Annotated in this window: 22 protein-coding genes and 1 tRNA gene; 13 read left to right on the top strand and 10 right to left on the bottom strand. The window is 72.0% G+C overall.

Annotated features, from left to right (window positions below; all coding sequences use genetic code 11):
- The 3 genes from ACZ3OF_RS28205 to ACZ3OF_RS28195 form a co-directional block, all read right to left on the bottom strand.
- Complete coding sequence (locus ACZ3OF_RS28205; RefSeq protein WP_467307526.1) at window positions 1-1458, bottom strand: MbnB/TglH/ChrH family RiPP precursor modification enzyme; 1458 nt, start codon at window positions 1456-1458, stop codon at window positions 1-3.
- 96 nt (window positions 1459-1554) lie between these two features.
- Window positions 1555-2310, bottom strand: a complete 756-nt coding sequence (locus ACZ3OF_RS28200; RefSeq protein WP_361674530.1) for a DUF4142 domain-containing protein — start codon at window positions 2308-2310, stop codon at window positions 1555-1557.
- 112 nt (window positions 2311-2422) lie between these two features.
- Complete coding sequence (locus ACZ3OF_RS28195) at window positions 2423-3118, bottom strand: peptidyl-tRNA hydrolase (RefSeq protein WP_467307524.1); 696 nt, start codon at window positions 3116-3118, stop codon at window positions 2423-2425.
- A gap of 70 nt (window positions 3119-3188) precedes the next feature.
- On the opposite strand from ACZ3OF_RS28195, the gene ACZ3OF_RS28190 reads away from it, so the two are divergent.
- From ACZ3OF_RS28190 to ACZ3OF_RS28175, 4 genes are all read left to right on the top strand, one after another.
- Entirely contained in the window at window positions 3189-3863 is a 675-nt protein-coding gene (locus ACZ3OF_RS28190) for an AIM24 family protein (RefSeq protein ID WP_467307522.1), read from the top strand.
- On the top strand, window positions 3860-4699 hold the full coding sequence (locus ACZ3OF_RS28185; RefSeq protein ID WP_361674762.1) for an ATP-binding cassette domain-containing protein: 840 nt from the start codon (window positions 3860-3862) through the stop codon (window positions 4697-4699). The genes ACZ3OF_RS28190 and ACZ3OF_RS28185 overlap by 4 nt, the downstream gene beginning before the upstream one ends.
- Window positions 4696-5346, top strand: coding sequence for an ABC transporter (locus ACZ3OF_RS28180; RefSeq protein ID WP_361674524.1), 651 nt, complete (start codon window positions 4696-4698; stop codon window positions 5344-5346). Before ACZ3OF_RS28185 ends, ACZ3OF_RS28180 begins: the two co-directional genes overlap by 4 nt.
- A gap of 72 nt (window positions 5347-5418) precedes the next feature.
- Window positions 5419-5988 (top strand): hypothetical protein, encoded by a 570-nt coding sequence (locus ACZ3OF_RS28175; RefSeq protein WP_361674522.1) that lies wholly within the window; start codon window positions 5419-5421, stop codon window positions 5986-5988.
- On the opposite strand, the gene ACZ3OF_RS28170 is transcribed toward ACZ3OF_RS28175, so the two are convergent.
- Both ACZ3OF_RS28170 and ACZ3OF_RS28165 read right to left on the bottom strand, forming a co-directional pair.
- Entirely contained in the window at window positions 5985-6893 is a 909-nt protein-coding gene (locus ACZ3OF_RS28170) for a polysaccharide deacetylase family protein (protein WP_467307519.1), read from the bottom strand. The two genes, ACZ3OF_RS28175 and ACZ3OF_RS28170, sit on opposite strands and share 4 nt — an antisense overlap.
- A gap of 27 nt (window positions 6894-6920) precedes the next feature.
- Entirely contained in the window at window positions 6921-7118 is a 198-nt protein-coding gene (locus tag ACZ3OF_RS28165) for a hypothetical protein (RefSeq protein WP_361674518.1), read from the bottom strand.
- 123 nt (window positions 7119-7241) lie between these two features.
- Between ACZ3OF_RS28165 and ACZ3OF_RS28160 the strand changes: the two genes are divergently transcribed.
- Window positions 7242-8819 carry a helix-turn-helix domain-containing protein gene (locus ACZ3OF_RS28160; RefSeq protein WP_467307517.1) on the top strand — a complete coding sequence of 526 codons (1578 nt, stop codon included), beginning with the start codon at window positions 7242-7244 and terminating at the stop codon, window positions 8817-8819.
- On the opposite strand, the gene ACZ3OF_RS28155 is transcribed toward ACZ3OF_RS28160, so the two are convergent.
- The 4 genes from ACZ3OF_RS28155 to zapE all read right to left on the bottom strand — a co-directional run bounded on the left by ACZ3OF_RS28155 (window position 8805) and on the right by zapE (window position 12961).
- Window positions 8805-9650 carry a PPK2 family polyphosphate kinase gene (locus ACZ3OF_RS28155; RefSeq protein WP_361674760.1) on the bottom strand — a complete coding sequence of 282 codons (846 nt, stop codon included), beginning with the start codon at window positions 9648-9650 and terminating at the stop codon, window positions 8805-8807. The genes ACZ3OF_RS28160 and ACZ3OF_RS28155 overlap by 15 nt on opposite strands.
- A 251-nt stretch (window positions 9651-9901) precedes the next feature.
- Window positions 9902-11260, bottom strand: coding sequence for an alkaline phosphatase PhoX (locus ACZ3OF_RS28150; protein ID WP_467307515.1), 1359 nt, complete (start codon window positions 11258-11260; stop codon window positions 9902-9904).
- 126 nt (window positions 11261-11386) lie between these two features.
- Window positions 11387-11812: an OsmC family protein gene (locus tag ACZ3OF_RS28145; RefSeq protein ID WP_467307513.1), complete on the bottom strand. Its 426-nt coding sequence runs from the start codon at window positions 11810-11812 to the stop codon at window positions 11387-11389.
- A 33-nt stretch (window positions 11813-11845) separates the two neighbouring features.
- Window positions 11846-12961, bottom strand: coding sequence for a cell division protein ZapE (gene zapE, locus ACZ3OF_RS28140; RefSeq protein WP_467307511.1), 1116 nt, complete (start codon window positions 12959-12961; stop codon window positions 11846-11848).
- Window positions 12962-12997: 36 nt separating this feature from the next.
- On the opposite strand from zapE, the gene ACZ3OF_RS28135 reads away from it, so the two are divergent.
- From ACZ3OF_RS28135 to ACZ3OF_RS28105, 7 genes are all read left to right on the top strand, one after another.
- Complete coding sequence (locus ACZ3OF_RS28135; protein ID WP_467307509.1) at window positions 12998-13789, top strand: pyrimidine reductase family protein; 792 nt, start codon at window positions 12998-13000, stop codon at window positions 13787-13789.
- 106 nt (window positions 13790-13895) lie between these two features.
- Window positions 13896-14378, top strand: a complete 483-nt coding sequence (locus ACZ3OF_RS28130; protein ID WP_467307507.1) for an indole-3-glycerol phosphate synthase — start codon at window positions 13896-13898, stop codon at window positions 14376-14378.
- 601 nt (window positions 14379-14979) lie between these two features.
- Window positions 14980-16371: a UDP-N-acetylmuramate--L-alanine ligase gene (gene murC / locus ACZ3OF_RS28125; protein WP_361674506.1), complete on the top strand. Its 1392-nt coding sequence runs from the start codon at window positions 14980-14982 to the stop codon at window positions 16369-16371.
- A 10-nt stretch (window positions 16372-16381) separates the two neighbouring features.
- The gene (gene msrB / locus ACZ3OF_RS28120) at window positions 16382-16792 is read left to right on the top strand and encodes a peptide-methionine (R)-S-oxide reductase MsrB (protein WP_361674504.1); all 411 of its coding nucleotides are present in this window, start codon (window positions 16382-16384) and stop codon (window positions 16790-16792) included.
- A gap of 80 nt (window positions 16793-16872) precedes the next feature.
- Window positions 16873-18246, top strand: coding sequence for a hypothetical protein (locus ACZ3OF_RS28115; RefSeq protein WP_467307504.1), 1374 nt, complete (start codon window positions 16873-16875; stop codon window positions 18244-18246).
- Window positions 18247-18376: 130 nt separating this feature from the next.
- Window positions 18377-18449, top strand: a tRNA-Ser gene (locus ACZ3OF_RS28110).
- A gap of 35 nt (window positions 18450-18484) precedes the next feature.
- Window positions 18485-19075 carry an NAD(P)H-dependent oxidoreductase gene (locus ACZ3OF_RS28105; protein WP_467307502.1) on the top strand — a complete coding sequence of 197 codons (591 nt, stop codon included), beginning with the start codon at window positions 18485-18487 and terminating at the stop codon, window positions 19073-19075.
- Window positions 19076-19078: 3 nt separating this feature from the next.
- On the opposite strand, the gene ACZ3OF_RS28100 is transcribed toward ACZ3OF_RS28105, so the two are convergent.
- Entirely contained in the window at window positions 19079-20314 is a 1236-nt protein-coding gene (locus ACZ3OF_RS28100) for a benzoate/H(+) symporter BenE family transporter (protein ID WP_467307499.1), read from the bottom strand.
- A 116-nt stretch (window positions 20315-20430) separates the two neighbouring features.
- Between ACZ3OF_RS28100 and ACZ3OF_RS28095 the strand changes: the two genes are divergently transcribed.
- Entirely contained in the window at window positions 20431-21852 is a 1422-nt protein-coding gene (locus tag ACZ3OF_RS28095; RefSeq protein ID WP_361674498.1) for a TerD family protein, read from the top strand.
- Window positions 21853-21939: the final 87 nt, after the last annotated feature.

The raw sequence follows: 21939 nt of genomic DNA, 5'->3' as shown, positions 1-21939 counted from the left end.
TCACCTCCGTACGAGTGCGGCGCGGGCTGCGCGGATGAGTCGGGCGGTCGGGCCGGGCGGACGCGTGTCGGTGCGCTCCTGCCACCAGCGGGTGAGGCGGCGCCTGGCGTCCGGGTCCTCGGGGCGTCCGGCGACGAGCAGGTGCTCGACGAAGGCGAGCGCGTCACGGCGGTAACCGCCGGTCATGGGGCGGGATCTGGCGTACGCGCGGAACGCGGGCCGGTAGTCGTCGCCGAGGATCTCGGGAAGCTCCGGCGCGATCTTGGCGATCACGTCGGCCCGCTTCCCCAGGAGGGCGCGGCTCTGCACCCCGAGCCGTGCCGGGTCGAACCCCTCGGGCACGGGCGTCCCGGCGACGAGCGCGGACAACAGCGCGGCCTGCGCGACCCCGACCCGCTCCCGAGCGGCATCGGCCCGCGCGGGAGCGGCGGTCGGCGCGGACGGTACACCTCCGGTCCGCTCGGCCCCCTGAGCCGCGGCCGGTTCCGCCGCGAGCACCTCGGCCTGTGCGAGCGGGTGCGGCATCGGGCCGCCCGACACGCGGGCGCCCGCGCCGATGAGCAGCGGCTGCTCGGCGGCGGCCACCGCCGTAGCGACCGCGGGGCCGGCCTCCATGGCCACCGGCGCGGTCGCCCGCGCCCCCGCCACCCGCCCCCGGATCGCTGTCAGTTCCGACGCCAGCTCCGCCGGCGCGGGGAAGTTGTCGTCGCGTTCCAGCAGGACGCCCGGCGGGGCGACCCGGGAGGCCAGGTCCGACAGGATGTCCAGGACGGGCTCCGGGACCGGGTGGGCGTGGGTGTCGTGCCAGACGCCGTCGCGGGAGAGGCCGCCCGCCACATGGACGTACGCGATCGCCTCCACCGGGAGTTCCGAGAGCGCCTTCGACGGGGACTCGCCCCGGTTGACGTGGTTCGTGTGCAGGTTGGCGACGTCGATCAGGAGCCGTACCCCCGTACGCTCCACCAGCTCCGCCAGGAACTGGCCCTCGGTCAGCTCCTCGCCCGGCCAGGAGATCAGCGCCGCGATGTTCTCCAGGGCCAGCGGCACCGGCAGCGCGTCCTGCGCGATCCGGACGTTCTCGCACAGCACGTCCAGTGCGTCCCAGGTGCGCGGCACGGGCAGCAGGTGGCCCGCCTCCAGGACCGGGGTCGCGGTCAGCGCGCCCCCGGCCCGGACGAACGCGATGTGCTCCGTCACCAGCGGCGCCCCCAGCGCCGTCGCCGTCGCCGCCAGGTCGGCGAGCCGCCCCGCGTCCGGCCGGTCCGCGCCGCCGAGACCCAGCGAGACCCCGTGCGGGACGACCGTGACCCCGCGCGAGCGCAGCCGCGTCAGCGAGTCGGGCAGGTGGCCCGCGCAGACGTTCTCCGCCACGACCTCCACCCAGTCGACGCCCGGGAGCGCCTCCACCGCCTCCGCGATCTCCGGCCGCCAGCCGATGCCGATGCCGAGTTCCGTCATGTCCCCCTCCTTCAGTCCCCCACGTGATGGCCCTGCCGGACACGTTCGAATCCAGTCGGGGGGACGTTCAGAGGTTGATTTGAGGTTTCGGTGCCGCTACGGCTCCGAGTGCGGCGTCACGATGCCCGCCTCCGGCACCGGGCGGGAGGTGAAGGACTGGTCGGTCCCCGACGGGACCACCGGCGAGGGCACCGCGGGCGACGGCACGACCGGCGGGCCCGTCGGAGGCGCCGTCTTCCGGCCGGCCGCCTCGTTCGCGAGCGCGTCGTGGTCGACCATCCCGGTGGCCTCCAGCATGGTGATGTGGTCCAGCACGGTCTGGTTCGCGTCGCTCGCCAGCTGCCGGATCAGCGTGTTGCGCGTGGTGTGCCGGACCTCCGCGACCAGCGCGAACACCTTGCCGTGCGCGTTGCGCAGCAGGTTCGCGAACTTGCGCTCGTACTCCTGGCCGCTCGCGGCCGTCAGCTCGCGCAGCCACCCCTGCTGCTGTTCGGTCGGCTGGTTCGGCAGCTCGACGCCCAGCTTCGCCGCCACGTCGCGGGCCCGCCGGTCCAGGTCCGTGTGGCCGACGACGAGATGATCGCCGCACTCCACCATCGCCTTGCTCGGGGCGCGTTCGATGGCCTGCTGGCCGGCGGGGAGCTCCCAGAGGCCGGCCAGCCGTACCTTCACCAGGAAGTCCCGGTCCGTGGCGGAGAGCGGCCCCCACTGCGTGGCGACGCTCGACGCGTTCAGATTCGCCTCGCCGGTTCCGGATCGGTCGGCGTAGGACCAGACGGGGAAGGCGAGCGCGCCGACCGTCGCGACGAGCGCCGCGATGATGAGTGCCGTCCCGTTGACACGTAGCGACAAGGTGTCTCTCCCGTACGTTCGAAATATCGGTCACCGGAACTGAAGCGGTAACGACGCTTCCGTTCAACCCGCTTGGCGGTATCGGGAGATACGTACTACGGGACGGGCGTGTTCAGTCGCCGAGCGATCCGAGCGCGGGAAACTCGGACACGACCGTGCACGAACCGGGCGCGATCTCCGTGAATCCGGCGTCCCGCACCACCGGCAGGCCGCTCGTCGTCAGCTCCGCCCAGCGCGCCGGATCGGCCGTGCGTACGGCCAGCGGGAAACCGGCCTCGCGCCACGCCTTGCGGTCGGCCTCCGCCAGCTCCCACCACAGCAGCTGCGCCCCGTGCCCCGCCTGGGCCATCGTCTTGCCCGCGGACATGTCCAGCTCCGGGTTGAGCCAGAGCAGCGCGGCGCCCGAACGCGGGGCGCCGGGAGCGGCCGGGTCCTCCAGGTCGGTGCCCGAGACCTGGAGCTTGGCCAGCTCCTTGGGCCAGCCGTCCAACGGGACCGGCGGGAACACCCGTACCTCCGCGGCCTCACCCGTCACCGTGATCCCCGGGAGCGCCTCCGCGCGCCGCCACTCCGCACCGCGCGCCCGGCGCACGACCTTGCGGATCCGGGCGTCCTGCCAGTCGGTCATGATCTGTGCCCACTCGCCGTCCCCGGTCGAGCGCTCGTCGGCGAGGATCTCCAGGACCGCGCGGGCGGCCGCCTCCAGGGCGTCGGTACGGGCCGGGGGCTCCGCCCGCTCGATCCGTACGACCAGGGGGAGGACGAACTGGGGCTTCTCATCGCGGATGTCGGTCTCTTCGCTGCTCACCTGGCAATTCTGCCACCGCTCAAAGAGACCCTTCTTGGAGGAACGGATGGTTCCGGGACAGGATGACCTCATGAAGAGCGACCTTTTTGCCGGCGAGAACCTCGCCGAGACCGCGACGTTCCCGGGCATGACCCTGCAGAACGCCAAGTGCGTCAAGTACGCCGTCAACGGCGAGATGCAGGCGCGCCAGGGTTCGATGATCGCCTTCCGTGGCAACCTCCAGTTCGAGCGCAAGGGCCAGGGCATCGGCGGCATGCTCAAGCGCGCCGTCACCGGCGAGGGCCTGGCGCTGATGGCCGTGCGCGGTCAGGGCGAGGCCTGGTTCGCGCACGAGGCGCAGAACTGCTTCATCGTCGACATCGAGCAGAACGACGCGTTCACCGTCAACGGCCGCAACGTCCTCTGTTTCGACTCCACCCTCAGCTACGAGATCAAGACGGTGAAGGGCGCCGGCATGACCGGTGGCGGCCTCTTCAACAGCGTCTTCACCGGCTACGGCAAGATCGCCCTGATCTGCGAGGGCAACCCGATCGTCATCCCCGTCACGGCGCAGTACCCGGTGTACGTCGACACCGACGCCGTCGTCGGCTGGAGCAACCAGCTGCAGACCTCGCTGCACCGCTCGCAGTCCGTCGGCTCGATGATCCGCGGCGGTTCGGGCGAGGCGGTCCAGCTGAAGCTGGAGGGCGAGGGCTTCGTCATCGTCCGGCCCAGCGAGCTCACCCCGCAGAAGACCTCGAACTGAACCTGGAACGGGTGGGGCGCCGGTACGGCCTGCGCGGCCCGTGGGTGCTGCGCGAGGTCGGCCTCGGTCTGCCCGCCGGCAGCCTCGTCAGGATCACGGGCACCAATGGCACCGGAAAGTCGACGCTGCTCCGGCTCGTCGCGGGCATCGACGCACCGACGGAGGGCCGGATCACCGGCCGGCCACGGCGCACGGCGTACGTCCCGGAACGCTTCCCCGCCGCCCTGCCCTTCACCGCGAGCGGCTGTCTGACGCACCTCGGGCGCATCCAGGGGCTCGGCCGGGCCGAGGCGGCGACGAGGGCGGGGGAGTGGCTGGAACGGTTCGGCGCGGGGCAGTTCGCGGACACCCCGCTCGCCGAGCTCTCCAAGGGCAGCAGCCAGAAGGTCGCCGTCGCCCAGGCGCTGCTGGCCGGGCCCGACCTCCTGGTCCTCGACGAGGCGTGGACGGGCCTCGACACGGGCGCGCGGGAGCAGTTGGACCGAGCCGTGCGCGAACGGGTCGCGGCGGGCGGCACGGTCGTCTTCGTCGACCACGACCCGCGGCGGCTCGCGGGGGAGGCCGACGCCGCGTTCACGGTGGAGGCGGGGCGGGTACGGGCCGGGACTCCGCGACGCGACGAGGATGTCCCCACCCGTGCGCGGATCGTGGCCTCCGGCGGCAGCCCGCTCCCCGACGGGCTCCCCGGCGCGCCGTCGTACGAGCCCGGACCCGACGGCACGACGGTGTACGGGGTCGACGCGGCGCACTCCGACGCGCTGCTCCGGGCCCTGCTCGCCTCCTCCTGCCACATCCACGAACTGAGCACCGCGGGCATCCGGGCAGGACGGGTATGACGGCACTTCTGCGCTACCAGACCGACCTGCTGCTGCGCTCCCAGCGCTGGCTCGCGCCGGTGCTCCTGTACGCGGTGTTCCTCGGCGTCGGCGTCCGGGCCGGCGAGCCCGTGCTCGGCGCCCTCGGCTACACGGCCGCCGCGCTGCTCCCCGTGACTGCCTGGATCGTGCGGATCTGTCTCGGCCAGGAACCGTCCGCCGTGCGGCACGTGGTGGCTGCCGCCGCCGGCCGCGAACGGGCCCACCTCGCGGCCGTCCTGGCAGCCGTGGCGTGCGCGGTCCTGCTCGGAGTCGTCGCCGTCCTCGGTGTGACGGCGATGAGCGACCTCCGCAGCGTCGACCCGGTCGAGGCCGCGACCGCCGGCCTGCTCGCCACCGCGGCCTGCGCCCTGACCGGCGCCGCGGTGGGCGCCCTCACCACCCGGCCGCTCGTCCGCTCCCGCGGCTGGTCCCTCGCCGCGCTGGTCCTCGGCTCGCTCCTCGCGCTCGTGACGACCGGTTCACCGGCGCAGTACGCGGTCGCGGGCCTGATCACCGGCTCCCGCACCGCGACCACCCCGATGCCCTGGCCCGCCCTCGCCGGCGCCCTGGCACTCGCCGCCGCGGCGGCGGCCGTGAGCACGAGAGCCACGGCCCGGCGGGAGTGAGGACCGTGGGGCCGCTGACGTTCGGGACCGCCGCTCGGGTCTCCGGCGTCGGTCCGCCCCGGGAGTAGGGTGATGATGCGACGTCATATCAGCATCCGCGTACGGGGGTTCACCGTGGAACGACTGGGGCCGCTCGAGCTCGTCGGAGACCGATGGGTCATCGGGGACCCGAAGCGGGAGGGCGGGGCGTGCCTCGTGCTCACCGCCGAAGGCCTGGAGCACCACCGGAACGCGGCATCCGAACCGGAGGCCGTCGTACCGTGGTCCAGGTTCATGCAGATGCACCTGCGCGCCACCGGGCGGGAGTGGACGGCCAGTCGGCCCATGGGTGTTCTCGGCGCCTCCCACGGCACGGTCATGGGCCCCGACGGGTGCGCCGTCACCGCGCTGCTGCGCCACCCGTACGAGGACTGGTCGGCGCGCTACAGCCACCACGAACATCGCTACACGGCGGCCGACGTCTTCTGGCTGGGGCACCTGATCCGGCACACGGTCGAGGCGAAGTCGGCCCACCGGCTGGGCGACCCGGAGTGGCTGGGGTCGGCGGTCGCCCGGCTGGCGGCGCTCTCCCCGTCGTGGGGTCTCACGGCGAACCGGCGGGCGGCGGACGTCATCGCGGAACTCCACCGCGTCAGCGCCTAGGACGCCCGCTCTGCCATCAGCTCGGAGACCTTCACGAAGCGGTAGCCCTTGGCCCGCAGCGCGGGGACGATCCGGCGGATCGCCTGCTCTGTGACGGGGGCCGCGCTGCGGGTGCAGTGCATGACCACCAGCGAGCCCGGCTTCACGCCGTCGAGGACCTGCTGGGCCACCGCGTCGCCGTCCTTGGCGAAGGCGTCGCCGCTGACCACGTCCCACTGCACCGCCGTGACCTTGGCGGGTCCGAGCGCGTGCAGCGCCCGGCCGTCGTAGCAGCCGCCCGGGAACCGGAAGTACGGGACGACATTGCGCGCCCCCGCCTTCCGGAACGCCTCGAAGGCCCGCTTCACGTCGGCGGCCATGTCCTGCTCGGCGACCGTCGGGAGGCCGTAGCAGGGCGAGGCGAAGGCGTAGTGGCTGTAGGAGTGGTTGGCGATCTCGAAGCGGGGGTCGGTGCCGATGGACCTCGCCTGGTCCGGGTACTCCTCGGCCCACCGGCCGGTCATGAAGACCGTGGAGTCGACCTTGAGCCGCCGCAGGGTCTCGATCAGCTGCGGGTTGTCGAACCGTTCGCCGCTCGCCGCGCGCGGCCCCTGGTCGGCCGTCATGTCGGCGTCGAAGGTGAGCGCGACGACCTTGTCCGTACCCTTGCGGCCCCGTTCGAAGACGGGGGTGAGCCCTCCCGGGCCCGGCGCCATCGTGGGAGGAGCCTTGCGCACGACGGCCGGCTGCCCGGGAGCCGCTCCGGCGCTCGCGCTCGGGCCGGCGCTCGCGCCGGACGCGGGGCTCGACGGTGCGGCGGACGGACGGTCAGGCGCCGCCGCCGTGTCGGCCGAGCCCCCGCCGCAGCCGACGAGTACGACACCCAGCAGAGCAAGTGCCGACAGCTTTCGTGCAGAAATGGTCACGAACGGAAGTTATCCGATCGCCCCGGTTCAGCGTTCGCGGCTCGACAGCAGCAGGGCACGAGTCCACGCGGTGAGCTGACGGACCATCGCCTGGGTCTGCGCGGCCCGCGACCGCCGGAACGGCAGCACGAGCAGGGCGGGCACGAAGGCGAGGGTGACGACGAGGAGGGGCAGCAGGGCGAAGGCGACGATGAGGGCGCGCTGGGCCCGACGAAGTGCGTGCATGAAGAGGAGGGCTCCTTCCGAGGAGGCGGCAGGGGTTGGTGGGTCCACCGTCGGCGGCGTCCGGTACGTTGCGAAAGCCGCAACCGGTTGCCGACGCGGTGTCAACACAGGTGGGGGAGTGCCATGACCGAAGTGGCCCGTACGAACGGGATGTCGTCGCGGATCGAGCGCGGCGACGTGGCGGAAGTTGCGGTGCTCGGCAACGTGTTGAGGGAGCTGTTCAACAGGCTCGGCATCAGCCAGAACCAGTACGCCCACCGCGTCCACCTCGACAAGTCGGCCGTCTCCCGCTACCTGGGTGGCCAGCGGCTCGCACCCCAGGAGTTCGTCGACCGGCTGATCCGCGAGGTCGAGGAGCACATCGGCGTACCGCTCCAGCTGGAGGCGAAGGAGGCCATACGGAACCAGCGCCTGGAGGCTCTGAGGGTCTGCAACCCGGCCGAGTTCCAGCTGGAGAGCCTGCGCGGTGAGCTGGCCCGCTCCCGCCGCGAGACCGACCGCGCCCACCGCAACATCGAGGCGCTGCACGCCCTGCTGGAGAAGAAGGAGTCGGAGGCCGGCCATCTCGCCGACGACCTCACCCAGCTGCGCCTGGACTGGGGGGCATCGCAACAGGGTCTCCTCCGTGAGATCGACCAACTGCGGAAGGATCTCCAGGACGCCGAACGACTTCGCGCCGATGCCGAGCGGCGCAGCGCGGATCTGCGGGACGACGTCCTCCGCCTGGAACAGGAGCTTGCGGAGCGGGGCGCGGCCGAGGATCTTCCGCTGGAGGCGCTCAAGCACGAGCTGCTGCGCATGTGGGAGGAGGAGCTCTTCCCCGAGGCGGCGAAGGAACTCACGGAGGCGGCCTCGGCGAGGCCGTTGGAGGAGGTCCTCGACCTCATGAACTGGCTGGTGGAGCACAGCCCGGACACGATGACGTCGGAGACCGTCGTGACCGACGTCGCCAGGCTGCGTCCGGTGGAGGACCTCATCCGGTTCGCTCCGGAGGTCAACGTACTCGCTGCCGCAGAAAGGGAACGGGAGCAGTCGAAGAGCTCGGCTGTCGCCGGCGCGTGGATGACAGCGGTGGCCTCGCGTGTGACCGAAAGCAACGTGGCGGCCTTCTACCAAGGACTCACACGTGCCCGGATCACACGTGCACAGGGCGACCTGATCCTCTCACGCGCGGTGCGCCGTGCCACCGAGCCGGCCCGGGCGATCAGCCTCATTCGCAACGCCCTCGCCGACTCGACCGAACCATCGCCCCTCGCCGCCACGGCCCGTGCGGTGTCAGTACGCCTGAGGAAGGACGAGACGTACCCCTTCCTCGTCGCTCTCGGACTTCTGGACGCGGGGCTGGAGCGGGTGGCGAGGCAGATCGTTCAGCACATGGTGTTCGGAGCCGGCGCACTGAGAACCCAGTCGACCGCCGACGACCGGCAGTTCCACGAGGGGATCGGCCGGCTGGAAGCGTCCGACCGTGACGTCCTGTTCGCGTTCATCGCCGACACACGGAACGACTGGCTGATCGGACGCTTCGCCGACCGTCTCCACCACGGCGGTGACGACCGCCGGCTGCTCCACCGCCTGATGGACGAGCTCGCGTCGCGCGACGCGCTGGTCCCCCTCCTGAAGAGGAATCCGGACGGGAGCTCCCACGTCTCCGCCGGCCTCAGGCGCTACCTCGCCACGCAGGAGCGCTCAGCTCGCCAGTAGCAGCCTCCGGCTCTCCGCCACGTCGAAGTCCCCCGGGGGGTACCGCGGATCCAGGGCCTCCAGGTGTTCCAGGAGCAGCTTGCTGATGGCCCAGTTGCGGTACCACTTGCGGTCGGCCGGGACCACGTACCAGGGCGCCACCCCGGTCGAGCAGCGTTCCAGGGCGAGTTCGTACGCCTCCTGGTACGCGGGCCACAGCGCGCGCTCCTCGATGTCGCCCGCGTTGAACTTCCAGTGCTTCTCCGGATTGTCCAGGCGCTCCAGGAGCCGGGCGCGCTGCTCCTCGTACGAGATGTGGAGGAAGACCTTGACGATCGTCACGCCGTCGTCGGCGAGGGACTCCTCCCACCGGTTGATCTGGCCGTAGCGGCGGCCGAGGTCGCGGCGGGGGACCAGGTCGCGGACGCGCGCGATGAGGACGTCCTCGTAGTGCGAGCGGTCGAAGATGCCGATCTCGCCCGGCACCGGAAGGGCCCGCGAGATCCGCCAGAGGAAGGGGTGGTTGCGCTCCTCCGCCGTCGGCGCCTTGAAGGCGCGGACCCGGCAGCCGGAGGGGTTGAAATGGCCGATCACATGCTTGACCGTGCCGCCCTTGCCGCTGGTGTCCATGCCCTGGAGGACGAGCAGCAGCCGACGGCGGTCGCCGGCCGTGCTCGCCGCGTACAGGCGCTCCTGGAACTCGGCGAGGCGGGGGGCGAGCAGGGCTGTCGCCTCGATCCCCGCCCTCTTGTCCGCGGGCCCGGCGGTGATCTCCGAGGGGGAGTACGCGGAGAGGTCGACCGGCTTCCCGGCGGGAACGCGCAGCAGGTCACGCAGGACCGGCTGCTTCATCGAGCGGAGCTGTTCGGACGCGTCCTTCCTGGACCTCTCCTTCTTCGACCCGTCCTTCCTGGGCCTGTCCTTCTTCGTTCCGTCCTTCCTGTCCGCGTCCTTCGCCGACCCGGGCTTCCGCTTCTCGCCCTGCTTCTTCTCCTGCTTCTGGTCCTTCTTCGCCACCTCGCCACCCTTCGCGTCCACCCGCGCCTTCCCCCGATCCTGCGACGGAACACGCGGGCGCGCGACCGCTGGCACGCGGGGCTACGTCAGCACCACGGCCCCGTCACCGCGAACGTCGTGCCGGGCGTGTAGCAGTTGACGTACATGGTCCGGCCGTCCGGGGAGAACGTGACTCCCGCGAACTCGCCCCACTCCGGCGCCTCCGGGGTGCCGATGTTCTGCGCCCCCCGTGCCACCGCGTACACCTCGCCCCGCCGGCTCACCCCGTACACGTGCTGGGCGCCGTTGCCGTCCTCGCAGACCATCAGCCCGCCGCTCGGGGCGAGGCAGATGTTGTCCGGCGACTCGCCGGGCAGCTGGATGTCGGTGCTCGGGCCGAAGACGACGACGAGCGTCAGACGGCGACGGTACGGCTCGTACCTCCACACCTGCCCGAAGTGGGTCCCTGCGGAGCCGTCTCCGGTGCGGGCGAACGACGAGACGAAGTAGACGGACCGGCCACCCCAGTAGCAGCCCTCCAGCTTCTGCGCGTGGGTGATGCCCCGCTGCCCGAAGTCCTGGTGCCTGATGGGGGTCTCGACGGCCAGCGGGTCCGGTACGGGCACCCACTCGACGCGGTCGAAGCTCGCGCCGGTCTCCTGGATCACGGAGAGGTCGGGCACACCCGGCACCCGCATCGCCTGCAGCTCCCCGCCCGCGCGCAGCGAACCGCGGCCGCCCATCGGCACCTCGGGCAGGAAGCGGTAGAAGAGCCCGAACGGCCGCTCGAACGCGTCCTCCGTCTCGTACACGATCCCGCTGTGCGGGTCGACGGCGATCGCCTCGTGCTGGAAGCGGCCCATGGCCGTGAGCGGTACGGCTCCGGTGCGGTGCGGGTCGGCTCCGTCGACCTCGAAGATGAAGCCGTGGTCCTTGGTGTAGCCGTTGGTCCCGGCCCTGTCCTCGGTCTCCTCGCAGGTCAGCCACGTACCCCAAGGGGTGGGCCCGCCCGCGCAGTTGACCGCCGTGCCCGCGATCGCGACGTGCTCGTCGAGGACGTTGCTGCGACCGTCGAGCGTGAGCGCCGTACAGCCGCCCTTGCCGGCGGGGTCGTACGTCAGCCCCTCGACGGTCGGGACCCCGATGCGGCCGGTGGACCGGTTCTCGTGGTTCCGGACGAGATGGACCCGTCCGCGGCGGCCGGCGAAGGCGGCCATGCCGTCGAAGTTGCTCGGGACGGGACCCTCGCCGGAACGGAGGTCCTCACCCTCGCGGGAGAGGACCGTGTAGCGGAAACCCTCGGGGAGGTCGAGGAGGCCGTCGGGGTCCGGGACCAGCGGTCCGTAGCCGGAGTGACCGCGAGCGGCCGACGTACCGGCGAAGAGTTCGGCGAAGGCGCCGGTGAAGGCGATGCCGGCGACGGACGCGCCGGTGCGGGACAGGATCTGACGTCGTGTTGCGGACATGAGGCAACCCACTTTTCCTGTTGGCGGACAGGTGTGTGCTGTGACGTGTGACCCGCATGTGTGTACCACGCAGGGTAGTGACACGTGAACCATGCGGGCCACAACGGCCTCATGTGGCGTGAGTGATCAGGCGAGTTCAGCGGTCAGCGTGATCGTCGTGCCGGTGAGCGCCTGGCTCACGGGGCAGTTCTTCTTGGCGTCCTCGGCCAGAGCCTTGAACTCGTCCGCATCCAGGCCGGGGACCTCGCCGCGCACGGTCAGGTGGATGCCCGTGATGCCCTCGCCGGGCTGGAAGGTGACGTCGGCCTTGGTCTCCAGGCGGGTGGGCGGGTTGCCGGCCTTGGCCAGACCGTTGGAGAACGCCATGGAGAAGCAGGAGGAGTGCGCGGCGGCGATCAGCTCTTCCGGGCTGGTCTTGCCGTTCGGCTCCTCGGCGCGAGACGGCCAGGAGACCTGGTACTCGCCGAGGCGGGAGGAGTCGAGGGTGACGACGCCCTTGCCCTTGAGGAGGTCGCCCTCCCAGACGGTGTGGGCGTGGCGGACGGTGGCCATGGTGTATCCCTTCGATCGGGTATGGCCCCCAACCTACTGCTCGACCAAGCCCTTCGCGTCTCGTGCCAGCGCCGTGAGCCGGGAGATCGCCCGGAAGTACTTCTTGCGGTACCCGCCCTTCAGCATCTCTTCACTGAACAGACGGTCGAAGGGGAGCCCGGAGGCGAGCACCGGGACCTCGCGGTCGTACAGCCGGTCGGCGAGGACGACGAGCCGGAGCGCCGTCGACTGGTCCGGGACCGCCTGTACGTCCGTGAGGCAGACCGCCGTCAGGTCGTCGGTGAGCGCGCCGTACCGGCTGGGGTGGACCTTGGCCAGGTGGTCGAGCAGATGCGGGAAGTCGTCGAGCGAAGCGCCCGGCGTGGCGTACGCCGCCTTCGTCACCTGTCCGTCGGAGTACGGGGCGGGGGCCTCGGGCAGTCCGCGGTGGCGGTAGTCCTCGCCGTCGATCCGCAGCGGACGGAAGTGGGCGGAGAGGCCCTGGATCTCGCGCAGGAAGTCGGCGGCGGCGAACCGGCCCTCGCCCAGCTTGCCCGGCAGCGTGTTGGAGGTCGCGGCGAGCGCCACGCCCGCCTCGACGAGCCGGCTGAGGAGGGAGGAGACCAGGACCGTGTCGCCCGGGTCGTCCAGTTCGAATTCGTCGATGCAGAGCAGCCGGTGTCCGCTGAGCGTGCGCACCGTCTGCTGGAAGCCCAGCGCGCCCACCAGGTTGGTCAGCTCCACGAACGTGCCGAAGGCCTTGAGCCCGGGCTCGGCGGGCGTGGCGTGCCAGAGGGAGGCGAGCAGGTGGGTCTTGCCGACGCCGTAACCGCCGTCGAGATAGACGCCGCGCGGCCCGGTGGGGGCGGCCGGCTTCTTCGCGAACCAGCGGCTGAGGGCCGGGCGCTTCCCGGCGCCGGTGGCGTGGGCACCGCCGAGCCCCTCGGCGAAGGAGCTCAGGGCCTTGACCGCGTCGGTCTGGCTCGGCTGGTTCGGGTCCGGGATGTACGTGTCGAAGCGGACCGAGTCGAACCGGGGCGGCGGGACCATCTCCGCCACGAGCCGGTCGGCGGGGACGTGGGGCTCCCGGGCGCAGAGGGAGACCGGGGCCGTTTCGCCGGAAGAGGCTTCGGCTATGACGCGCGAGGCGTGGAAGGTACGGGTCGACACAGTTACCCACTCTAAGCGCCGTGTCAGACTGCGAGGATGCGACGCCTGTTCCCTGTGACGGACATGACAGCAAGCGACGACGCCGGTCAGGACACCTTCGGTGACAGGGAGTGGTCCCTCGACGAGCTCGCCGACGCCTACGCGTACCCCGGACTCGCCCCCGGCGAGACCTGGCTGCGCGCCAACATGGTCTCCTCCCTCGACGGCGCCGGACAGCACGAGGGCCGCTCCCAGCCCCTCTCCTCCGACAGCGACATGCGGATCTTCGGCACGCTGCGGGGGCTCGCGGACGTGATCGTCGTGGGGGCGGAGACGGTACGCCAGGAGGGATACCGCCCGGCACGCGCGCGTGAGGCCTTCGCGGCCCGCCGGGAGTCCGCCGGGCAGGGCCCCGCGCCGGTGATCGCCGTGGTCAGCGCCTCCCTCGACCTGGACTTCTCCGCTCCGCTCTTCACCGAGCCCCTGGTCCCGACCCTCGTCCTGACCGGCGCCGCGGCGCCGGTCGACCGGGTGGCCGAGGCCGGGAAGGCGGGGGCGGATGTGGTGATCGCCGGGGACGGGCCCGGGGTCGAGCCGGCCCGCGCGGTGGCGGCGCTCGCGGAGCGGGGTCTGCGGCGGCAGCTGACCGAGGGCGGTCCGCGGCTGCTCGGCCAGTTCGTGGCGGCCGGAGTGCTCGACGAGCTGTGTCTGACGGTCTCGCCGACGATGACGGCGGGCACCGCGCAGCGCATCGCCGGGGGGCCTTCGGTGGCCGTGCCGCAACGGTTCGCCGTGGCGTCCGTACTGGAGGAGGCCGGGTTCCTCTTCACCCGCTACCGTCAGATCTGACAATCGGCGGAATTTGTCGTTCCGGTTAGCTTCCGCTGGGCACACTTACCCCCGTAGACCCCGTGCGGGCACGGGGAAGGATGGTTTCCGCAGAAGGGCTCCTGAGGTGTTCACAAGCGTTCTGATGATCGAGAAGCCCCTGACGTCCGTCGACGTGGAGTTCGTCACCACCCTGCACGGCGACGAGAGCGTGTCGTTCATCGTGCTGATGCAGCCGCGGGGCGACCAGGCCGATGTACTCCTGCGCGCCATCGACGACGTCGCCATGGGCGAACTCAAGGAAGCGACCCGTGAGGGCGAGGAGCCGGAGGGCAAGGCGGCCCGTGTCCCGGCGGAGCAGGCCCTGGAGCACTCGCTCCAGGCGCTGCGTAACGCCGGCTGCGAGGCGGTCGGACAGGTGGTCGAGGACCACCCCCTGAACAAGATGAAGTCGGTCGTCGACGAGTCCGACGCGGACGAGGTGATCGTCCTGACGGCGCCCCACTACGTGGAGGAGTTCTTCCACCGCGACTGGGCGTCGCGGGCCCGCCACAAGGTCGGCGTCCCGGTCCTGAAACTGTTCGCCCACAGCGAGGCGGAAACGAGCTGACGCCCCGCGCCGGGGTCCAGGGGGGCCGCCGCCCAGGTCCCGGGCGGACGCCCGTACCCGGCGCCCATGGCCGACGACCGAGCCCGACGTCCGGCCTCGGGCTCCAGACCCGGGGGTGGGCGCGCGGGAGCTGATCGCGGGGCACGACACCCGCGCCCGGTGCGCATGGCGGACGTCCGAGCCCTGCGGTCCGGTCCTGCGGTCCGGTCCTGCGGTCGAGCCCTGCGGTCCGGTCCTGCGGTCCGGTCCTGCGGTCCGGTCCTGCGGTCCGGTCCTGCGGTCGAGCCCTGCGGTCCGGTCCTGCGGTCCGGCCCTGCGGTCCGGCCCTGACGTCGGGCCCTGGGGTCCGGCCTCGGGGCAGGACGCCGTTGTCCGGCGTCGTCGCCCGTGGCCGGCGGCCGAGCCCCGGCGCCTTGTGGTCCGGCCTTTCGCCCGGCACTGCCGGGCCGGCCTCGGGAAACGGGGCCCGGGCGCGTGGTCGGCTTCCGTGCCGCCCGCCGGGCCCCGGGCGGCGGCGCCCCCGGGGCCGTCGGCCCGGGGGTGGCACAGGGAGCCACTAGGCTGGGGACCTCCTGTACGTCGTACCCCGGGGAGAACACTCATGGCACCCGCCATCCCTGCCGCCATGGAACGGCCGCACTTCATCGGCATCGGCGGTGCCGGAATGTCGGGCATCGCGAAGATCCTCGCCCAGCGCGGAGCGAAGGTCGCCGGCAGCGACGCGAAGGAGTCCGCGACCGCCGAGGCGCTGCGCGCGCTCGGGGTCACGGTGCACATCGGGCACGCCGCCGCCCACCTCGCCGACGACGCGTCCGCCGTCGTCGTCTCCAGCGCCATCCGCGCCGACAACCCCGAGCTGGCCCGCGCCGCCGAGCTGGGCATCCCCGTCGTCCACCGCTCCGACGCGCTCGCCTCCCTCATGGACGGCCTGCGCGCGATCGCCGTGGCCGGAACGCACGGCAAGACGACGACCACGTCCATGCTGGCCGTCGCGCTCACCGAGCTCGGCCTCGACCCGTCGTACGCCATCGGCGGCGACCTCGCCGGACCGGGCACGAACGCCCGCCACGGCGCCGGGGAGGTCTTCGTCGCGGAGGCCGACGAGAGCGACCGCAGCTTCCAGAAGTACGACCCCGAGGTCGCGATCGTCCTCAACGTCGAGCTGGACCACCACGCGAACTACGCCTCCATGGACGAGATCTACGAGTCCTTCGAGGCCTTCACCGCCAAGATCCGCTCCGGCGGCACCCTCGTCGTCGGCGAGCACCCCGGCGCCCGCGAACTGGCCGGGCGGGTCTCCGGCAACCGCGACCTGCACGTGATCACCGTCGGCGAGTCCGAGACCTCCGACGTGTGGATCCGCTCGATCGTCCCGAACGGCATGACCAGCGAGGTCGTCGTCGTCCTCGACGGCGTCGAGCACACCTTCACCGTCTCCGTCCCCGGCCGGCACTACGCCCACAACGCCGCCGCGGCCCTCGCCGCCGGCTCCCGCGTGGGCATCGACCCGGCGGAGCTGGCGCAGGCCCTCACCGCGTACACCGGTGTCGGCCGCCGCCTCCAGCTCAAGGGCGAGGCGGCCGGCGTCCAGGTCATCGACTCGTACGCCCACCACCCCACCGAGATGACGGCCGACCTGGAGGCCATGCGCGGCGCCGCCGGGGCCGCCCGCCTCCTGGTGGTCTTCCAGCCCCACCTCTTCTCCCGTACCCAGGAGCTCGGCAAGGAGATGGGCGACGCCCTGGCCCTCGCCGACGCCTCCGTGGTCCTGGACATCTACCCGGCCCGCGAGGACCCGATCCCCGGCATCACCAGCGAGCTGATCGTCGCGGCGGCGCGCGCGGCCGGCGCGGACGTGACGCCGGTGCACGACAAGGCCTCGGTGCCGGACGTCGTCGCGGGAATGGCCAGGCCCGGTGATCTCGTTCTGACGATGGGCGCGGGTGATGTCACGGACCTCGGTCCGCTGATCCTGGCCCGTCTTTCGAGCTGAGGAGCATGTGATGACGTCGTACGAGGTCGAGAAGCCGGACGAGCAGTGGCGCGCGGAGCTGACCCCGGCGGAGTACCAGGTGCTGCGGCAGGCGGGCACCGAGCCCGCGTTCCGCGGTGAGTACACGGACACCAGGACGAAGGGTGTCTACTCCTGCCGGGCGTGCGGCGCCGAGCTCTTCACGTCGACGGAGAAGTTCGAGTCGCACTGCGGCTGGCCGTCCTTCTACGACCCGAAGGACAGCGCGGCGGTCGAGCTGATCGAGGACCGCTCGCACGGCATGGTCCGCACCGAGGTCCGCTGCTCGCGCTGCGGTTCGCACCTGGGCCATGTCTTCGAGGGTGAGGGCTACCCGACCCCGACGGACCAGCGGTACTGCATCAACAGCATCTCGCTCACGCTGACGCCCGACGAGGGCTGAGCGGGCGCCCGGCCACGGCTTGGCGGGCGCCGTCGGATAACCGGTGGAGGTCCCGGCGAGGCGGTGACAGGGTGTGACGCATGACGTCGCACCACGCAGAGCGGCTCCTGAAGGAGCTGCATGCCTCGCTGGGACTTCGCAAGCGTCCGGAAGACGTGGCCCAGCTCGTGCTCGACCTGTTCACCGCCCAGGGGGCCGAACTCGACCCGGCCACCGCCACCGCCCTCGGCAAGGCCACCGAGAACTCGCTGCGGAGCCTCTGGCACGGATACACCTCCATGCGGGAGGAGTTCGCCCGGCCCGTCGGAGCACAACGCCAACTCGGACGCGCCGCCGAGCTGTTCGGAAACGTTCCGCCCCTTCCGGCGGAAGCGGGAGACGATCCCGAGCGGATCGAGGCGGTGATCCGCCGGGCGGGCGAGGAGATCGGCCGGGCGTACGGCGAGAACGACTTCGGCATGGACCGGCTCGACCGGGCCGAGCGCGCCGAGGCGGGCATCGGCGCGCTGTCCAAGCGTCAGTACAACAAGCGCTTCCGGCTGTTGCGCCGGATGGAGGCCAAGCTGGCGCGGGTCGTCCACGAACAGCGCCGCTACGAGGTCGTCAGGACCGGCAAGGGGGCGATCGCCCACACCCTGCCGTACGAGCTGTTCGCCGCCGACCCCGGATCCGCGGCCTTCGTCGCGTACCTCACCGCCCGCGGATACATGCGCAGCGTGTTCACCAACGGCAAGCAGCGCCGGCCGTACGACGAGGTGGCCGACGCCCTGTTCCAGCGGCTGCGCGCGGAACCCGAGCGCACCGACTGGTACGTGGTCGCCCACGCCCACCCCACCGCGGAGGTGCTCGGACACCTCTCCGACGAGGAACTCTCCCTGCTGCTCTCGCGCTGGAGCCGCTTCCTGCGGTCGGTCGCCGAGCTGCTCGAAGACGCCTGGAACAGGTGCGCCCTCGAGCGCAACACCATGATCGTCCGGCCGGGCAACGACTCGTCGACGTGGAACCAGGCCGCCCAGGCCTGGAGTACGGCCCGGGCGCACTGGTTCGCGCTCCTCACCGAACTGGGGCGGGAGGATTTTCTCGACCGGGTCTGCCCGGGCAAGGTGCCCCGGCTGATGGCGGCCGACGTCGCCTACTGGCACCGGAAGAGCGGTGGCGGCCTGCACCCCGACACGTACGTGTGGGCGGAGCTTCCGCTGCCCTGGAAGGTGCTGCGGGGCGAGGAGGAGTGCACGCGCTCCCTGGTCGAGCAGGTCTGCGCGCGGTACGGCGTGGACCCGGTGGCGGGCGGTTGGACCGCGCCGCGACCGGCCGCCGAACCGGTCGGATACCGCCGTACGCCGGAGCTGGTGCACGGGGTCCGGGTGGCGGATCCGCTCATGGCGAGTGCCCTGCGGTCCGCCGGGGTGTTCTCCGGGAAGGGCCAGCGCGCGGCGGCGAACGAGTGGCTCTGACGGGCCGTACCGGCGCGTCGACGGGGGAGGCGGGGGCCTGGAGCCGGCGGCCGGGAGCGTGGCGCCGGGAAGCCGGGCGCCGGAAATGAGTTGACCGGTGCGGCGCTCGCTGACGAGGATGCACGACGGCGGCGAGGAAGCTCTGCGGAGGAGCGCCCGGCTCGATCTCCGGGTGGACGTAGGTTCGAATCCTGCCCTTGCCGCCGCCTCTCTCATCCCTCCCACCCCAGGGGGACGCGTGACCCACGTACACGTCGTCTACGCGCATCCCGGTGAGCGCAGCTTCACGCGCGAGGTTCTCGACGCCTTCCTGTGCGGGCTGGACGGCGCCGGGCACACGTACACCGTCTCGGACCTCTACGCGGCGGAGTTCCGCTCCGAACTCACGCGCGCCGAGTACGAGCGCGAGTCCGGGCAGCGGCCCGACGCACCCGTGCCCGACGACGTCGCCGCCGAGCAGGCCGCGCTCGCCGCCGCCGCGGCATGGGTGTTCGTCTATCCGGTGTGGTGGGCGGACTGCCCGGCTCGGCTCAAGGGCTGGTTCGACCGGGTGTGGACGGTGGGGTTCGCCCGGAAGACCGTGGGGCGACCCACGGTGGCCGAGAAGGCGTTGGTTCTGTGCACGGCCGGGTACGACATCGCCGAACTCGAAGCCTCCGGCTGCTACGAGGCGATGCGGACGGTCATGCTCACCGACCGGATCGGCGCACGGGCCGAGGCGAGCGAGTTCGTCGTCCTCGGGGGTTCGGCGACCTCGGGCGAGGAGGGATGGCCGGCACTCAAGGCCGCGCACCTGGCACGGGCGGCGGAGCTGGCGCGCTCGGTCTGAGGCTCAGCCGCTCTTCGCCTCCTCGGGGGCGGCAGCCGGCGACGGCTCGTCGGAGCGCTTCCGGCGCCGGGCGAGGTCGCCCACGGCGAGGGTGAGGACGCCCGCCAGAAGACCCCAGAAGGTCGATCCGATACCGAAGAGCGTGAAGCCGGAGGCCGTCGCGAGCAGGGTGACCACGGCCGGTTCGCGGAGGCGGTCGTCCTTGAGCGCCGAGGTGAGGGAGCCGCCGATCGTGCCCAGCAGGCCGATGCCCGCGATCCCCAGGACCAGGGCGGGCGGCATCGCGGTCAGCAGCCAGCCGACCGTTCCGCCGAAGAGGCCGACCAGAAGGTAGAAGACGCCCGTCCAGACACCGGCGACGTACCGCTTCCTGGGATCCGGGTGAGCCGCCTCGCCGCTGCAGATCGCCGCGGTGATCGCGGCCAGGTTCAGTCCGAAGCAACCGAAGGGCGCGAGAACGGCGTTGACCGCGCCGGTCCAGGTCAGCAGGGGTGAGACGGGCGTGGAGTAACCGGCGTTGCGCAGCACCGCGACCCCCGGCAGATTCTGCGAGGCCATCGTCACGGCGAAGAGCGGCAGCCCGACACCGACGAGGACCTGCCAGTCGAACTCGGGTCGTACGAAGGACGGTTCCGCGAGCGTGAGCGCGAAGCCGTCCAGCTTCCAGGAGCCCTGCCACGCCGTCGCCGCGACACCGACGGCGAGCGCGGCGACGACCGCGTACCGGGGGAACCAGCGACGGCCGACGAGATACGCCAGGAACATGGGGACGGCGATGGCGCCGTTCCGCTCCATCTGCGTGAACAGCTCGGTGCCGAACTGGAGGAGGACCCCGGCGAGCAGCGCCGAGGCGAGCGGCACGGGAATCCTGTTCATGATCCGCTCGAACCAGCCGGTGACCCCGCTGATCACGATGAGGACGGCGGACAGCAGGAACGCCCCGACCGCCTGAGCCATCGTCACGCCCTGCAGCCCGGTGGCGAGCAGGGCGGCGCCGGGGGTCGACCAGGCCGTCACCACCGGGGCCCGGAAGCGCAGGGACAGACCGATGCAGGTGATGCCCATGCCGATACCGAGGGCGAAGACCCATGAGGTGAGCTCGGCGGAGGTGGCGCCTGCCGCCTTGGCCGCCGTGAAGACGACGGCCACGGAACTGGTGACGCCGATGAGTACGGCGAGGAATCCGGCGGCGACGGCGGAGGCGGGCGCGGCGGACTGGGCGTGTCGTAGGAAAGCCATGGCCAGGGCATCGTGGCACATCCCGTGTGCGGGGTCCCATCGGGTTTTCCACAGGCCTTGTCCGGTGGGCCCCGATGGCCGCAAGATCCAGGAGTGATCCATTTTGGGGAGGGGAAATGATCAAGGGAGACAACGCCTTCGTTCCGACGGTTCCGCTGCGGATCGCGGTGCGGGGCGGGATCGATGTCGCGGTTCTGCTGCTGACGGAGACGGGCCGGGTCCGGGGGGACGCGGACATCGTGTTCCACGGGGCGCCGGTCCATCCCTCGGGCGCGGTGCGGCTGTTGGGGGAGGACGGCGGCACGGTCTGGCTGGAGGGGGGCCTCACGGCGATCGAGGCGGAGATCAGCCGGGTGCTCGTGGTGGGGTCGACGGAGAGCGGCGCGATGCGGGACGCACGCGGGCTCTCCGTGGAGGCGCTCGCGCCGGACGGCACGCCGGTCGCGCGGTACGACGTGACGGACGCGGGCGGCGAGACGGCGATGGTGCTCGCCGAGCTGTACCGGCGCGCGGGGGGCTGGAAGTTCCGAGCGGTGGGCCAGGGATGGCTGAACGGCCTCGCGGGCCTGGCGAGGGACTACGGCGTGGACGTGGCGGACGAGCCGTCGGCTCCGGGCGGGGCCCCGGCCCCGGTGCCCTTCCAGCCGCCGGTTCAGGCTCCGGCCCGGGTTCAGCCGCCGGCCCCGGTCCCCTTCCAGTTGCCGGCTCAGCCCGCGGCCCCGGTGCCCTTCCAAGCCCCCGCCCCGGTGCCCTTCCAGCCGCCGGTCGGCGGGCCGCCCGCCCCGGCGCCCACCGTGGCGGTCCCGCAGCCCGCGCCGCAGCCGTTCGCGCCGCAGGCGCCCGTACCGGACTGGACGTTCGGCCCCGTCTTCGAGCCGTATACGAAGACCGGCCGGGACGGCGACGTGATCTCGGTGGACGGGCTCCCGCCGGGCCCGGTCGTGGTCGACCTCGCCGTGGACGCCAAGGACGCGTACACCGGCCTGTGGCCCCTCTCCCGGTTCAACAAGGAGGAGTCGAGCCTCATCAACAGCACCGAGGACAACTTCCGGGGCCGAGTGATCGCCTTCGTCCCCGGGAACGGGCGTCTGCGTCTGCGGCTCAGGGCGGACGGGCCCTGGCGGCTCCAGGTCCAGCCGCTGGCGGCGGCCCGGCGTCTGACGGAGCACGACATGGAGGGCTTCGGCCCCGACGTCCTGTTGCACACAGGGGGAACGGCCGATTTCGCCATCCGCTACCGCGGCGACGAGAACCTCATCATCTACATCTACGAACTGGCCGACCACGACGACCCCACCACGCTTCCGGACGTGGGGTCCACCGTCAACGAGATCGGCAAGCGGCGCGAGACCATACCGCTGCCCGAGGGTCCGGTCATCGTCCATCTGATGATGGCGGACGGTCCGTGGCAGGGGCGTCTGAAGCACCTCGAGCCGCACAGCCGCGGGCCGTCGTCCGGCGGCGGCACGACGAGGCTCCCGGAGACGCTTCCCGAGCCCGGCAAGGGGCAGAACTGGCTACGGCGAGGCAGACGCTGACTTCTCCGCGACCCAACCCGCCCCTCCGCGGGCCGGGGCAGGCGTGGGTCGCGTGACCGGCAGACGTGGCCCACGCGAAGGGAGCGG

The organism is Streptomyces sp. NPDC022552, assembly GCF_055561875.1.
The sequence above is the reverse complement of the archived record's forward strand: the minus strand, read 5'-3'. Positions and strand labels throughout refer to the sequence as shown.